We start from the raw sequence: 12,763 nt of genomic DNA, 5'->3' as shown, positions 1-12,763 counted from the left end.
AACTCCAGAGCTTCGGCGCAGGATGGCCCGCATGACCTCACGCCCGCTCCTCAACCGCCGGCTCGCCGAGTTCGGGACGACGATCTTCGCCGAGATGTCGGCGCTCGCGGCCCGCACCGGATCGATCAACCTCGGTCAGGGATTCCCCGACACCGACGGCCCCGAGGAGGTCCGGGAGGCCGCGGTGCGCGCGCTGCGCGACGGCCGCGGCAACCAGTACCCGCCGGGTCCGGGCGTCCCCGAGCTGCGCACGGCGATCGCGGCGCACCAGCAGCGCCGCTACGGACTGGCGTACGACCCCGACACCGAGGTCCTGGTGACGGCGGGCGCCACCGAGGCGATCGCCGCCTCGCTGCTGGCCCTGCTGGAGCCCGGCGACGAGGTCATCGCCTTCGAGCCGTACTACGACTCCTACGCCGCGGGCATCGCGCTGGCGGGCGGCAGGCGCGTGCCGGTCACCCTCCGCCCCCACACCGCCCCCGACGGCACCGCCGCCTTCCGGCTCGACCTCGACGAGCTGCGCGCGGCGGTGACCGACCGCACCCGGCTGCTGCTGATCAACACCCCGCACAACCCGACCGGCACGGTGCTCACCCGCGGGGAGCTGGCCGCGATCGCCGAGCTGGCGGTGGAGCGGGACCTGCTGGTGGTGACGGACGAGGTGTACGAGCACCTGGTCTTCGACGACGCCGAGCACCTGCCGCTGGCCACGTTCCCCGGGATGCGCGAGCGCACGGTCTCGATCGGGTCGAGCGGCAAGACGTTCTCGTTCACCGGCTGGAAGGTCGGCTGGGTGACGGGCTCGCCGGAGCTGGTCGCGGCGGTCCGCTCGGCGAAGCAGTTCCTGACGTACGTCTCGGCGGGGCCGTTCCAGTACGCGGTGGCCGAGGCGCTGTCGCTGCCCGACTCCTACTTCGACGGCTTCCGCGCGGACATGCTGGCCCGGCGGGACCTGCTCGCGGCGGGGCTGGCCGAGGCGGGCTTCGGCGTCTTCAGGCCCGTCGGCACGTACTTCGTCACCACCGACATCCGCCCGCTCGGCGAGAAGGACGGCTTCGCCTTCTGCCGCGCCCTGCCGGAGCGGGCCGGGGTCGTCGCCATCCCGAACGCGGTCTTCTACGACCACCGCGAGGAGGGCGCCCCGTTCGTCCGCTTCGCCTTCTGCAAACAGCCGTCCGTCCTGGAGGAGGCGGCCCGCCGCCTGAAGACGCTCGGGGGCTGAGGCCCGGCGGGGCTGAGGCCCGGCGGGCCGAGCGGCTGACGCGGGCCGGGGCGCGGCTCGACAATCGCCCGATACGCCGCTTTCGTCCCGCAAGATGCCCGTGTGAACCACGTCAGCACCCCCGCAACCACACCTGCCCCACCGAAGCCGGACGCGGGCGCCGAGAAGGCCCGGCCGCTCCGGATCCCCGCCGCGGTCACGGCCGTCGGCCTGTTCGTGGCGGTCCGGATCGCCGGGGTGGCCGTGCTCGCCGCCGTCGCCCGGGGCGAGGGCAAGCAGCCGCTCGCCCTGCTCGGCCGGTCCTGGGACTCGCTGTGGTACCTCGGGATCGCCGCCCACGGCTACGGCGCCACCTTCTACAAGCCCGGCTTCGCCCTCAGCAACCTGGCCTTCTTCCCGCTCTACCCCGGCCTGATCCGCGCCCTCACCGCCGTGACCCCGCTGAGCGCGGGCGCCGCCGCGCTGGTGGTGTCCTGGACCGCGTCCGCCGTCGCCGCCTGGGGGATCTACGCGGTCGGCGCCCGGCTGCGGGGGCGGGCCGTCGCCGTCGCCCTGGTGCTGCTGTGGGGGCTGCTGCCGCACTCGGTCGTGCTGTCGACCGCCTACACCGAACCGCTGCTCACGGCCTTCGCCGCCTGGTCGCTGTACGCGGTGCTGAGCGGGCACTGGGTACGGGCGGGGCTGCTGGCCGCCCTGGCGGGGCTGTCCCGGCCCAACGGGTTCGCGGTGGCGGCGGCGGTGATCGTGGCCGCGGCGGCCGAGGCCTGGCAGGCGCGCGGCCGGGTTTCCCCCAGACTGTGGACGGGCGCCGCGCTCGCGCCGGCGGGCTGGGCGGCGTACGTGCTGTGGGTCGGCGAGCGCAAGGGCGACCTGCTCGGCGGCTACTTCGCGGTGCAGGCCGGCTGGGGCTCCCGCTTCGACCTCGGGCTCGGCACGCTGCGCTTCACCAAGCACCTGCTGCGCGACGGGGACGCGCTCGTGTACTACGTCGCCCTGGCCCTCGTGGCGGCCGCCGCCCTGCTGTACGCGCGGCTCCTCAAGGACCGCGTGCCGCTGCCCCTGCTGGTCTACAGCGGCGTCCTGCTGCTGGTGACGCTCGGCGGGTCGAGCTACCACCAGTGCAAGCCGCGCTTCCTGCTGGCCGCCTTCCCGCTGCTGCTGCCGCTCGCCTCGGCCCTGGCGCGCACGGCGAGAGCCCGGCCCTGGCGCGCGGCCGTCGTGGCCTGCGCCCTGGCCGGGCTCTCGTTCGCGTACGGCGCCTACCTGGTGGTCTACGCCGACACTCCGCTGTAGGTCCGGCGGAGACTACTCCTCGTCGCCCTTGTCCTCGCCCGCCTCGTCGGTCTGGTCGACGTCCTGCTCCAGGCCGAGCTGCTCCACGAGCCACCGGTCGAACTCGATCGCGGCGCGCACCCAGCTGACCGTCGAGGAGACGAAGTGGTTGAGGTCGACACCCGTGCCGATCAGCATCTGCGCCTCGCCGATGAGGCGGACGGTGCCGTCGTCATGCGTGTGGGTGTAGACCTTGGGCCACAGGGTCCGCCGGTTCCAGTCGTCGATCGCCTCCATCAGCTGCGGCTTCTCGTCGATCTTGTGGGGACGGTCGTAGAAGGTCCGCACCGAGAAGACGGCCTGCTCGGCCTCTCCGCGGAACATGAAGTACGTACGGAACTGCTCCCACGGCGCCGCGAGGTCACCCTCTTCGTCGACGACGTACTTGAGCTCCATCTGATCGAGGAGCTGCTTCACGAGGTCCTGATCCGGGACGACGGGGCCCGCCGGTCCTTGGGGCTCGGGCTCGGGCTGGCCCCCGAAGTTCGGAATCGAGGACGGGTCGATGGACATACTTGGAGACTCCTGCGGTCGTCAGTCTCGTCCGGCCCTCGATGAGGCCCGACGTATACGACCCACCCTCTCTCTCTTCCCCCATGGCGGGCAACCTCCGCCACCCCTGTGACCGGTTGAGCCTTCATTGACATGATCCGGTCGCTCGCAGTAAGCCGGTGCGTCCGGTGGACACGAGGGGGACGGGCATGGTGTCGCTGCGGAGCGGGACGGGGACGCGGCCGGGCGGTCGCGGCGGGACCCGATGGGGACTGTTCACGGCGATCATGGCCCTGCCGGCGCTGCGGCTGGTCCTGCTGGCCGCGTTGGCCGTGAAGGTGATGACGGCCGACCCGGACTACCCGCTCGGCGGGGGGCCCGAGAAGGTGCCGTGCGCCGAGGCGCTGGCGTTCGGCGGCGCGAGGCTGCCGCACGGCGCCCACGACGGGCACTGCACGCTCCGGGCCTGGCAGGAGACCGACTACGAGGCCTGGTTCCGGCTGCCCCGGGACGATGTGCGGGCGTGGCTGCGGGCCACGTATCCCGGCGCACCGGCGCCGGACACGGAGTTCTGCGGCGACGGCGTCGATCTCTGCCTGGATCTGGATCGGACCGGGCTCGGTCCCGGCGCCCAGGCCAATGCCGTACAGATCGACGTGAGGTACAAGGGCCCGGGCACTGCCCTGGTGCAGTTCTCGGCGTTCACCGTGTGAGCACGGCGGCCCGCCCCGATGATCCGGGGCGGGCCGTCCGTCCGTCACGCGTCCGGCTTCGTCAGAGCGTCTTGCCGGTCGCCGGGCCCACGATCAGGCCGTCGCCGACGGCGTCCACGCGGACCGTGTCGCCGTCCTTGACCTCGCCGGCGAGGATCTCCTTGGCGAGCCGGTCGCCGATGGCCGTCTGCACCAGGCGGCGCAGCGGACGGGCGCCGTACGCCGGGTCGTTGCCCTCCTCCGCCAGCCACTGAAGGGCCTGCGGCGTGACGTCCAGCGCCAGGCGCCGCTCGGCCAGCCGCCCCGCCAGCCGGTCGATCTGGAGCCGGGCGATCCGGGCCAGCTCGTCCTTGTTCAGGGCCGAGAAGACCACCAGGTCGTCGAGGCGGTTGAGGAACTCCGGCTTGAAGGAGGCCCGGACGACCTCCAGCACCTGCTCCTTCTTCTCCTCCTCGCTGGTCGCCGGCTCGACCAGGTACTGGCTGCCGAGGTTCGACGTCAGCACGAGGATCGTGTTGCGGAAGTCGACCGTACGGCCCTGGCCGTCCGTCAGCCTGCCGTCGTCCAGCACCTGCAGGAGGATGTCGAAGACCTCGGGGTGGGCCTTCTCGACCTCGTCGAGCAGGATGACGCTGTACGGGCGCCGCCGCACGGCCTCGGTCAGCTGGCCGCCCTCCTCGTAGCCGACGTAGCCGGGAGGCGCGCCGACCAGCCGGGCGACGCTGTGCTTCTCGCCGTACTCCGACATGTCGATACGGACCATGGCCCGCTCGTCGTCGAAGAGGAAGTCGGCGAGCGCCTTGGCGAGTTCGGTCTTGCCGACACCCGTGGGGCCGAGGAAGAGGAACGAGCCGGTGGGCCGGTCGGGGTCCGCGATCCCGGCGCGCGAGCGGCGTACGGCGTCGCTCACGGCCTGAACGGCCTCGCTCTGGCCGATCAGCCGCCGCCCGATCTCGTCCTCCATGCGCAGCAGCTTCTGCGTCTCGCCCTCCATCAGGCGGCCGGCGGGGATGCCGGTCCAGGAGGCGACGACGTCGGCGATGTCGTCGGGGCCGACCTCGTCCTTGACCATGGTGTCGCGGGCGGCCTCCTCCTCGGCCTCCGAGGCGGCCTCCAGCTCCTTCTCCAGCTGGGGGATCTCGCCGTAGAGCACCTTGGAGGCGGAGTCGAAGTCGCCGTCGCGCTGGGCGCGTTCGGCCTGTCCGCGCAGCTCGTCGAGCTTCTCCTTCAGCTCACCGACCCGGTTGAGGGACTGCTTCTCCTTCTCCCAGCGGGCGGTCAGGCCCCGCAGCTCCTCCTCCTTGTCGGCGAGGTCGCGGCGCAGCTTGTCCAGGCGCTCGCGGCTCGCGGCGTCGGTCTCCTTGTCGAGGGCCAGCTCCTCCATCTTCAACCGGTCGACGGCGCGCTGGAGTTCGTCGATCTCGACGGGCGAGGAGTCGATCTCCATGCGCAGCCGGGACGCGGCCTCGTCGACGAGGTCGATGGCCTTGTCGGGCAGGAAGCGGGAGGTGATGTACCGGTCGGAGAGGGTAGCGGCCGCGACCAGCGCGCTGTCCGCGATCTGCACCTTGTGGTGCGCCTCGTAGCGGCCCTTGAGCCCGCGCAGGATCGCGATGGAGTCCTCGACGGTGGGCTCGGCGACCAGCACCTGCTGGAAGCGCCGCTCCAGGGCGGGGTCCTTCTCGATCCGCTCGCGGTACTCGTCCAGGGTCGTGGCACCGACCATGCGCAGCTCACCGCGGGCGAGCATCGGCTTGAGCATGTTGCCCGCGTCCATGGCGGAGTCGCCGCCGGCACCGGCCCCCACGACGGTGTGCAGCTCGTCGATGAAGGTGATGATCCGGCCCTCGGACTCCTTGATCTCCGCGAGCACGGTCTTCAGCCGCTCCTCGAACTCACCGCGGTACTTCGCGCCGGCCACCATCGCACCGAGGTCGAGCGCGACGAGCCGCTTGTCCTTCAGCGACTCGGGCACGTCGCCCTTCACGATCCGCTGGGCGAGCCCCTCGACCACAGCGGTCTTGCCGACACCGGGCTCACCGATGAGCACCGGGTTGTTCTTGGTGCGCCGGCTGAGCACCTGCACCACGCGCCGGATCTCGTGATCCCGTCCGATGACGGGGTCGAGCTTGCCCTCGCGCGCGGCGGCGGTGAAGTCGGTACCGAACTTCTCCAGGGCCTTGTACTGCCCCTCCGGGTCCGCAGTGGTCACCCGGCGTCCTCCCCTCGCCTTCTGAAAGGCGTCCATCAGCTTGTCTGCGTCCGCTCCCTGCCGCACGAGCACCTCGCCGGCCGCGCCGCCCTTCGCGGCGATGCCGATGAGCAGGTGCTCGGTGGAGAGGTACTCGTCGCCGAGTTCCTTCGCCCGCGCCTGCGCGTCCGCGACGACGGCGAGCAGTTCCCGGTTGGGCTGCGGCGGCGCGACGGTGGACCCGGTCACGCTGGGCAGCCCGGCGAGCACGCGCTCGGCTCCGCCGCGTACGGCTGCCTGGTCGGCGTCGACGGCGGCGAGCAGGTCGACGATGTTCTCGTTGTCCTGTCCCTGCAGCAGGGCCAGGAGCAGATGTGCGGGGGTCAGGTCCGGGTGCCCCTCGGTCACGGCTCGGCTGCTTGCCGCGTTGATCGCGTCCCGGCTCCTGTTGGTCAACTCGGCGTCCACGTTCGCGTACTCCTCCTCGTCGTCTCTCCACCACGTCCATCGTCATCACGGGCGGCCGGGCCACGCATCCGACCTACTCGCTGACCCAACCGTCGTGCACAAAGTTGAGTCTACTCCGCTCAAGGTGAAGCCCGCGACACCTTTAGGGGTTAACTTCCGAGGTCATGACGGCACATTCCGGATATTCGGCGGACCCGGGCGCTCCCGACGGGCGGTACCTCGCCTTCTGGCGGGAACGCCACCTGTGCACCCTCACGACGCTGCGCCCCGACGGCACCCCGCACGTCGTGCCGGTGGGCGTCACCTACGACCCGGAGACGCGCATCGCCCGGATCATCACCAACACCGCGAGCACGAAGGCGGCCAACGTGCGCGCCGCGGGTCCGGCCGGGGCCCGGGTCGCCGTCTGCCAGGTCGACGGCCGGCGCTGGGCCACCCTGGAGGGCACGGCGACCGTCCACGCGGACCGGAACCGGGTCGCGGAGGCGGAGCGACGGTACGCCGAGCGCTACCGGGATTTATTTCGCAGTGCCCCGGCGTTCACGCCGGGAGTGAAGCGAATCTGATGGTGGCGACGCGGAGCGTCGCGGATTCAGGTCCGGCGGAGCCGGACACCGCAGTTCTTCGTCTGCGGTGCGGAGTGTCGCGAGGGCTGGTCCCGGCGGAGCCGGGCGGTGCTCACACCGGCCGGTTCTGCTGTTCGATGTACTGCCTGACCACGGTGAGCGGGGCGCCGCCCACGGTTCCGGCGAAGTAGGAGCCGGACCACAGCTTGTTGGCCCGCCAGTAGTGGCGTACCAGGTCGGGGAACTCCTGGCGCAGACGGCGCGAGGAGACGCCCTTGAGGGAGTTGACCAGCTTGGTCACGGCGACCTTGGGCGGGAAGTTCACCAGCAGGTGAACGTGGTTGTCCTCGCCGTTGAACTCCACCAGCTCGCACTCGAAGTCTGTGCACACGGATCGCATGATCTCCTCCATGCGCCTCAAGTAGGCATCGGTGAACACTCTGTGCCGGAACTTGGTCACGAAGACCAAGTGAACGTGCATCACGAAAGCACAGTGCCTACCAGTTCTGATCTTCTGCATCTCACCCATAACCCACGTATGTAGCGTGGCCGTCATGCAGCTCCGGTACGCCTTCAGGTTGTACCCGGACCCCGGCCAGCAGAGGGCGTTGGCGAAGGCGTTCGGGTGCGCCCGCGTCGTGTTCAACGACGCGGTGCGTGCCCGCGAGGACGCCAGAGCGGCCCAGCAGCCGTTCCCGAAGATCGGCGAGCTGTCCACCCGCCTGATCACCCAGGCGAAGCAGACCACCTCACGCTCCTGGCTGGGCGAGGTCTCCGCGGTCGTCCTGCAGCAGTCCCTGCGCGACGTCGAGACTGCGTACCGCAACTTCTTCGCCTCCCTCAAGGGCACCCGCAAGGGCCCCAAGATCGGCCCGCCCCGCTTCAAGTCCCGCAAGGACGCCCGGCAGTCGATCCGGTTCACCGCCAATGCCCGCTGGCACCTCACCGGCAGTGGCCGTCTGAACCTGCCGAAGATCGGTCCGGTGAAGGTGAAGTGGTCCCGTACCCTGCCCGCCACCCCTACCTCGGTCACCGTCATCAAGGACGCGGCCGGCAGGTTCTTCGCCTCCTTCGTCATCGACACCGACCCTGCCACCGACCAGGCACGGATGCCCGACACCGACCAGACCATCGGCATCGATCTCGGCCTGACCCACTTCGCGGTCCTGTCCGACGGCACGAAAATCGACTCCCCGCGCTTCCTGCGCCGCGCGGAGAAGAAGCTGAAGAAGGCCCAGCGCGAGCTGTCCCGCAAACAGAAGGGATCCAAGAACCGGGAGAAGGCCCGCCGCAAGGTTGCCCGCGCCCACGCCAAGGTCACCGACGCCCGCCACGAGTTCCACCACCAGCTCTCCACCCAGCTGATCTCCGAGAACCAAGGGATCGCCGTGGAAGACCTGTCCGTGGTGGGACTGGCACGCACCAAGCTGGCCAAGTCCGTGCACGACGCCGGATGGTCATCGTTCATCAACATGCTCCAGTACAAGGCGGAGCGGTACGGACGCACCCTGGTGAAGATCGGCCGGTTCGAGCCGACCTCCCAGACCTGTTCCACCTGCGGCGTCCAGGACGGGCCCAAGCCCCTCGATGTCCGGGAGTGGACGTGCGCCGCCTGCGGCGCGGTCCACGACCGGGACATCAATGCCGCGATCAACGTGAAGACGGCCGCCGGACTGGCGGTATCGGCCTGCGGAGCGCCGATAAGACCAGAACTCGCTCTGGCACAGCGCGAAGAAACAGGAAGCCACGGATTCTCGACCCAAGCCCGTGCCGCGTAGCGGCACGGGAACGGAACGGAAGGCCAGAATCCTCGGGCTTCAGCCCGAGGTGCAAGTCAAGAACGGACGCCGTCGCCGAACAACCCGTCCCGCGTGGTGATGGAGATCGCGGTGGACCGGACCATGGGCCGCGGCTGAGCCGGCGCGGCGGATTCCGGCCACCATGAGAACGGGCGGATACCCCGAAATGACCCCCCAAAAACTGCAGCGGCGTCACCGTGTTCAGGTCACGGTGACGCCGCTGCGGGGGGAAGCACCTGAGCGATCTGTTACGACGGGGGAATCGCGTCAGGCACTGCGGGGGGTGGCCGAGATGGTCCTCAGATCCGCGATCTCCGACCCTGCGAGCCGGTGATCGCGCTGGTCCAGGTTCACGAAGATCATTCCATAACGGACGGCACACCGCACGGGCTGCGGGGCCCCCCGGGGCTTACGAAGACACCGGTACGCCCGCACGTCCTCTTCCTCGTCCCGCGTCACGACGACCGGCTCACCGAAGACGGTCACCATCAGCGAGTCACCACTGTGGGGGATGGCGGTGACCAGGTCGATGAAGTGCCAGCCGGAGCGGTAGGCGGTGGCCATCTCGCGGCGGAAGGATCTGTCGTCCGGTGGGGTAGTCACGTCAGCTCACAGCTCCGCTTTCGGTCCCGACGAGGTTCGCTGCCACCGACGGCCAGGCGCTATCCGCCCGAACGTCGTTCTTAGCTTGGTAGGAGCCGCCAGACAGGCCGACTGCCACCATGACGGAGAAGGCGGCGACAAGCACCGAGCGAAGCAGTTTCGTGTGCATAGCGGGCTTCGTCCTCACTTGAAGGTCCCCTGTCCCCGTCGGGTACGACGATGGCTCATTCGGGCACATCATGGCCACACAATCGGTGCATCATGTTCCTGCATATTCAGGACCCTGGGGGGTGGAGATTTGACAACGAATCACATGAAAGGGACACATCCCCACGCGGTGACGGAGCTGTGCCCAGACGGTGGCCGTATATACACCGCGGCTCTGCGCACGGGGCGTGTGGCTCGGGCCGACGCGGAAGCTGCTCCCTGCCTGGTGGAACTGGCGCTGCTCCACCCTGATCCCGACGATCCGGATTGGCTGCGCCCAGTGCCCCCCGTGGTCGCGCTCGCCCAACGACTCAGCCCGATCGAACGCGAGATCACCGAACGCCGACGTTTGTCGATCCAACTCGCCGACGCCTTCGAGCCGTTCATGGCACTCAGTACGCAGATTACTGCGACCAGCGACTCGATCACAGTTCTCGAGGGCGGCGACCGTATCAACACGGCGCTCAACCTGGCCACGGAGCAGTGCCAGACGGAGATGCTGACGATCCAGCCGAACGACCACCGGTCCGAACTCAGTCTGCTGCGCGGGCTGGAGCGCGACCGACCACTGATCGAACGTGGCCTTCGGATCCGCACCCTGTATCAGCACACCGCCCGCTACAGCCCGGAGAAACTCGCCTACACCGCACAACTCGCCGACGGCAAGGCTGAGTACCGAACCATCGACGAACTCGTGGAGCGACTCGTCATCTGCGACGAGACGGTCGCCTTCATCCCCACCCGCGACGACCAGCAGGTCGCGCTGGAGCTACGCCACCCCGGGCTGGTGCGCTACCTGATCAAGGTCTTCGAGTTCATGTGGAGCAGGGCCGTCCCCCTGAGCGTCGGCAGGCCCTACCAGCCCGCCCACGACGGCATCACCGACATCCAGCACTCCATTGCGAAGCTCCTGGTAGAGGGACACGTCGACGAGGCCATAGCTCGCCGCCTCGGCATGAACGTGCGGACCTGTCGCGCCCACATAGCCAAGCTGGCCCAGGCGTTGGGCAGCGGAAGCCGGGCCCAACTCGGCTACTTCATCGCCCAGTCGGGAATCCTGGAGCAGGACAACCTGCTCCCGGGACAACACGGCGACCACTGACCGCGGACGGGAGGAGGGCCCGCAGTGACACCGGAACCACACCCGGAACACGGAATCGAGGAGCTCTGCGACGCGGGAGCGAGGCTGTACGAACACGCCCTGCGCGAAGGACACATCCGCACCGAGGACACGGCGGAGGCCCCCTGCCTGACCGACCTCGGTCTGCTGGACCCCGCCATCGACGACCTGGACAGGCTGGAGCCCGTCCCCCCGGCCGTCGTCCTGAACCAGCTACTGCGCGGCTTCCGGGCGCGGATCGCGGACGAACGCAGACGCGAGGACCGGCTGGTGGAGATGTTCGAGCCGCTGATGCGGCTCGACGGCCGGCGCCCCACGGCGACGGAGACCCCCACTCTCCGCCTCCTGAGCAGCACCGAGCGGATCAACCGTGCGATCACCGAGGCCATGGCGGAGGAAGAGGTCCTTTCCATCCAGCCGCACATCAGCCACATCAGCGAGCGGATCGAGATCGGCCGCTCCGTCGCATTCGACCGTGACCAGGCGTTGCTCGACCGGGGCGGCCACATCCGTACGCTCTATCAGCACACCCTGCGCCACCAACCGGCCACCTACGCCTACTGCCAGAGACTGCACGGGGACAACCAGGCGCGCAGCCTCGATGAGCTGACCGACCGGCTCATCGTCGTCGACCGCACGGTTGCCTTCATTCCGGCCGACGACGACGGCAGGACGGCCCTCGAAGTCCGCCATCCGGCCCTCATCAAGTACTTCGCCAAGACCTTCGACCGCCTCTGGCGTCTGGCCACCCCCATGTACCCCGACGCCGTGGAGCCGCCCTCCCTGAACGGCGTCACGCCTCGCCAGCACGCCATCGCTTCTCTTCTCATCGAGGGGCGCACGGACGCCGACATAGCGGAGCGCCTCGGCCTGAACATCCGAACCGCCCGAGTCCACATAGCCAAACTCGCCGCCACCCTCGGCAGTGAGAGCCGGGCTCAGCTCGGGTACCTCATCGCGCGGTCGGGGATTCTCGATCAGGGGCCGGGGGCTGGAGGGTGACCGTGTTGAGGCCCACCTGGGCGATACGCACGCCCAACTGCGTACGGCTCGCCGCGCCCAGCGTCTCGCAGAGGCGGGCGATGTGGGCGCGGGCGGTGCGGACGCTGATGCCGAGGCGTTCGGCGATCACCGCGTCCTGGTGGCCTTCCGCCAGCAGGGCCGCGATGGACTGTTCGCGGTGGGAGATGCCCTCGATACGGGTGTCAGGGAGCGGGGCGGTCAGAGGGACGGCCAGGCGCCACAGGCGTTCGAAGACGGTCACCAGGTAGCCGACCAGGGCCGGGTGGCGTAGTTCGAGGGCCACCGTGTGGTCGGTGCTGGCGGGGATGAAAGCGACCGTACGGTCGAAGAGGATGAGGCGGTCGATCACCTCGTCGAGGCTGCGGGCCTCCACCGCGTCGCCCATCAGCTCCAGGTAACTCAGCAGCCCGTGACCGTGCCGGGCCACGTGGGTGTACAGGTCGCGCATGCGCACGCCCCGGCCGCGCAGGGCCAGGGCCCGGTGCAGCCCCTCGGTGAGTTCGTCCTCGCGGCGGATGCCGCCGGGCTGCACGGTGAGCACCTCGGTGGTGCAGGCCTCCGTCGCCTCGTCCATGGCGGCCTGGATGCGGGAGAGCCCGTCCAGGACGCGGATCGCCGTACCCTCGACGGCCGTCGAGGCGGAGGTGGGGAGCCGTTGGCCGAGGCCGGCGTACCGTTCGAAGGCCGCCACCGCCGAACCCACCCGCAGCTGGCTCTCCTTGACCTCGTCATGCACCCCGCGCAGCAGCCGGGTCATGACCTCCTGCGGCGAGGTGGGCACCAGCCAGGACATGTCGTCGGGGTCGGGGTGCAGCAGGGCCAGTTCCAGCAGGCAGGGCACCGACTCGGCGTCCGTACGCGGCACCCGGCCCCGGCGAACGGCACGGGAGTACACCCGGTCTCCGGCGCCGCACAGACGGTCCGGTCCGTGTGGATGCTCCTGAGCCCTGCGCCCGGCCATCGCGCATATCACCCCCGGTGTGCTGCCACTTCCGCAGCGCAACTATGCGCGGCCTGAACGGGCGCC

General features: G+C 69.8%; 12 protein-coding genes. 7 read left to right on the top strand and 5 right to left on the bottom strand.

Annotated elements, in window-relative coordinates:
* The first annotated feature begins 22 nt into the window (after window positions 1-22).
* Together QFZ74_RS16570 and QFZ74_RS16565 are read left to right on the top strand one after the other, a co-directional pair.
* Window positions 23-1,222, top strand: coding sequence for a pyridoxal phosphate-dependent aminotransferase (locus QFZ74_RS16570; RefSeq protein ID WP_307621578.1), 1,200 nt, complete (start codon window positions 23-25; stop codon window positions 1,220-1,222).
* Between the two features lie 102 nt (window positions 1,223-1,324).
* Complete coding sequence (locus QFZ74_RS16565) at window positions 1,325-2,515, top strand: mannosyltransferase family protein (RefSeq protein ID WP_373462396.1); 1,191 nt, start codon at window positions 1,325-1,327, stop codon at window positions 2,513-2,515.
* A gap of 12 nt (window positions 2,516-2,527) precedes the next feature.
* On the opposite strand, the gene QFZ74_RS16560 is transcribed toward QFZ74_RS16565, so the two are convergent.
* Window positions 2,528-3,067: a YbjN domain-containing protein gene (locus tag QFZ74_RS16560; RefSeq protein ID WP_307621577.1), complete on the bottom strand. Its 540-nt coding sequence runs from the start codon at window positions 3,065-3,067 to the stop codon at window positions 2,528-2,530.
* A 188-nt stretch (window positions 3,068-3,255) separates the two neighbouring features.
* Between QFZ74_RS16560 and QFZ74_RS16555 the strand changes: the two genes are divergently transcribed.
* Window positions 3,256-3,759 carry a hypothetical protein gene (locus QFZ74_RS16555; RefSeq protein WP_307621576.1) on the top strand — a complete coding sequence of 168 codons (504 nt, stop codon included), beginning with the start codon at window positions 3,256-3,258 and terminating at the stop codon, window positions 3,757-3,759.
* Window positions 3,760-3,820: 61 nt separating this feature from the next.
* Here the strand turns inward: QFZ74_RS16555 and clpB are convergent, their stop codons facing one another.
* On the bottom strand, window positions 3,821-6,418 hold the full coding sequence (gene clpB, locus QFZ74_RS16550; protein WP_307621575.1) for an ATP-dependent chaperone ClpB: 2,598 nt from the start codon (window positions 6,416-6,418) through the stop codon (window positions 3,821-3,823).
* A gap of 164 nt (window positions 6,419-6,582) precedes the next feature.
* On the opposite strand from clpB, the gene QFZ74_RS16545 reads away from it, so the two are divergent.
* On the top strand, window positions 6,583-6,984 hold the full coding sequence (locus QFZ74_RS16545; RefSeq protein ID WP_307621574.1) for a pyridoxamine 5'-phosphate oxidase family protein: 402 nt from the start codon (window positions 6,583-6,585) through the stop codon (window positions 6,982-6,984).
* Between the two features lie 112 nt (window positions 6,985-7,096).
* Here the strand turns inward: QFZ74_RS16545 and tnpA are convergent, their stop codons facing one another.
* Window positions 7,097-7,513, bottom strand: a complete 417-nt coding sequence (tnpA, locus tag QFZ74_RS16540) for an IS200/IS605 family transposase (protein WP_307621573.1) — start codon at window positions 7,511-7,513, stop codon at window positions 7,097-7,099.
* A gap of 25 nt (window positions 7,514-7,538) precedes the next feature.
* Between tnpA and QFZ74_RS16535 the strand changes: the two genes are divergently transcribed.
* Complete coding sequence (locus QFZ74_RS16535) at window positions 7,539-8,762, top strand: RNA-guided endonuclease TnpB family protein (protein WP_307621572.1); 1,224 nt, start codon at window positions 7,539-7,541, stop codon at window positions 8,760-8,762.
* Window positions 8,763-9,050: 288 nt separating this feature from the next.
* Here QFZ74_RS16535 and QFZ74_RS16530 read toward each other — a convergent pair whose 3' ends face one another.
* Window positions 9,051-9,386: a hypothetical protein gene (locus QFZ74_RS16530; RefSeq protein ID WP_307621571.1), complete on the bottom strand. Its 336-nt coding sequence runs from the start codon at window positions 9,384-9,386 to the stop codon at window positions 9,051-9,053.
* Window positions 9,387-9,699: 313 nt separating this feature from the next.
* On the opposite strand from QFZ74_RS16530, the gene QFZ74_RS16525 reads away from it, so the two are divergent.
* On the top strand, window positions 9,700-10,695 hold the full coding sequence (locus QFZ74_RS16525) for a helix-turn-helix transcriptional regulator (RefSeq protein ID WP_307621570.1): 996 nt from the start codon (window positions 9,700-9,702) through the stop codon (window positions 10,693-10,695).
* A 24-nt stretch (window positions 10,696-10,719) separates the two neighbouring features.
* Entirely contained in the window at window positions 10,720-11,715 is a 996-nt protein-coding gene (locus QFZ74_RS16520) for a helix-turn-helix transcriptional regulator (RefSeq protein ID WP_307621569.1), read from the top strand.
* Here QFZ74_RS16520 and QFZ74_RS16515 read toward each other — a convergent pair.
* Complete coding sequence (locus tag QFZ74_RS16515; protein WP_307621568.1) at window positions 11,666-12,697, bottom strand: helix-turn-helix transcriptional regulator; 1,032 nt, start codon at window positions 12,695-12,697, stop codon at window positions 11,666-11,668. The genes QFZ74_RS16520 and QFZ74_RS16515 overlap by 50 nt on opposite strands.
* Window positions 12,698-12,763 lie beyond the last annotated feature (66 nt).

Source organism: Streptomyces sp. V3I7 (assembly GCF_030817495.1).
Lineage (GTDB): Bacteria > Actinomycetota > Actinomycetes > Streptomycetales > Streptomycetaceae > Streptomyces.
This window is presented reverse-complemented; position numbering and strand designations above follow the sequence as displayed.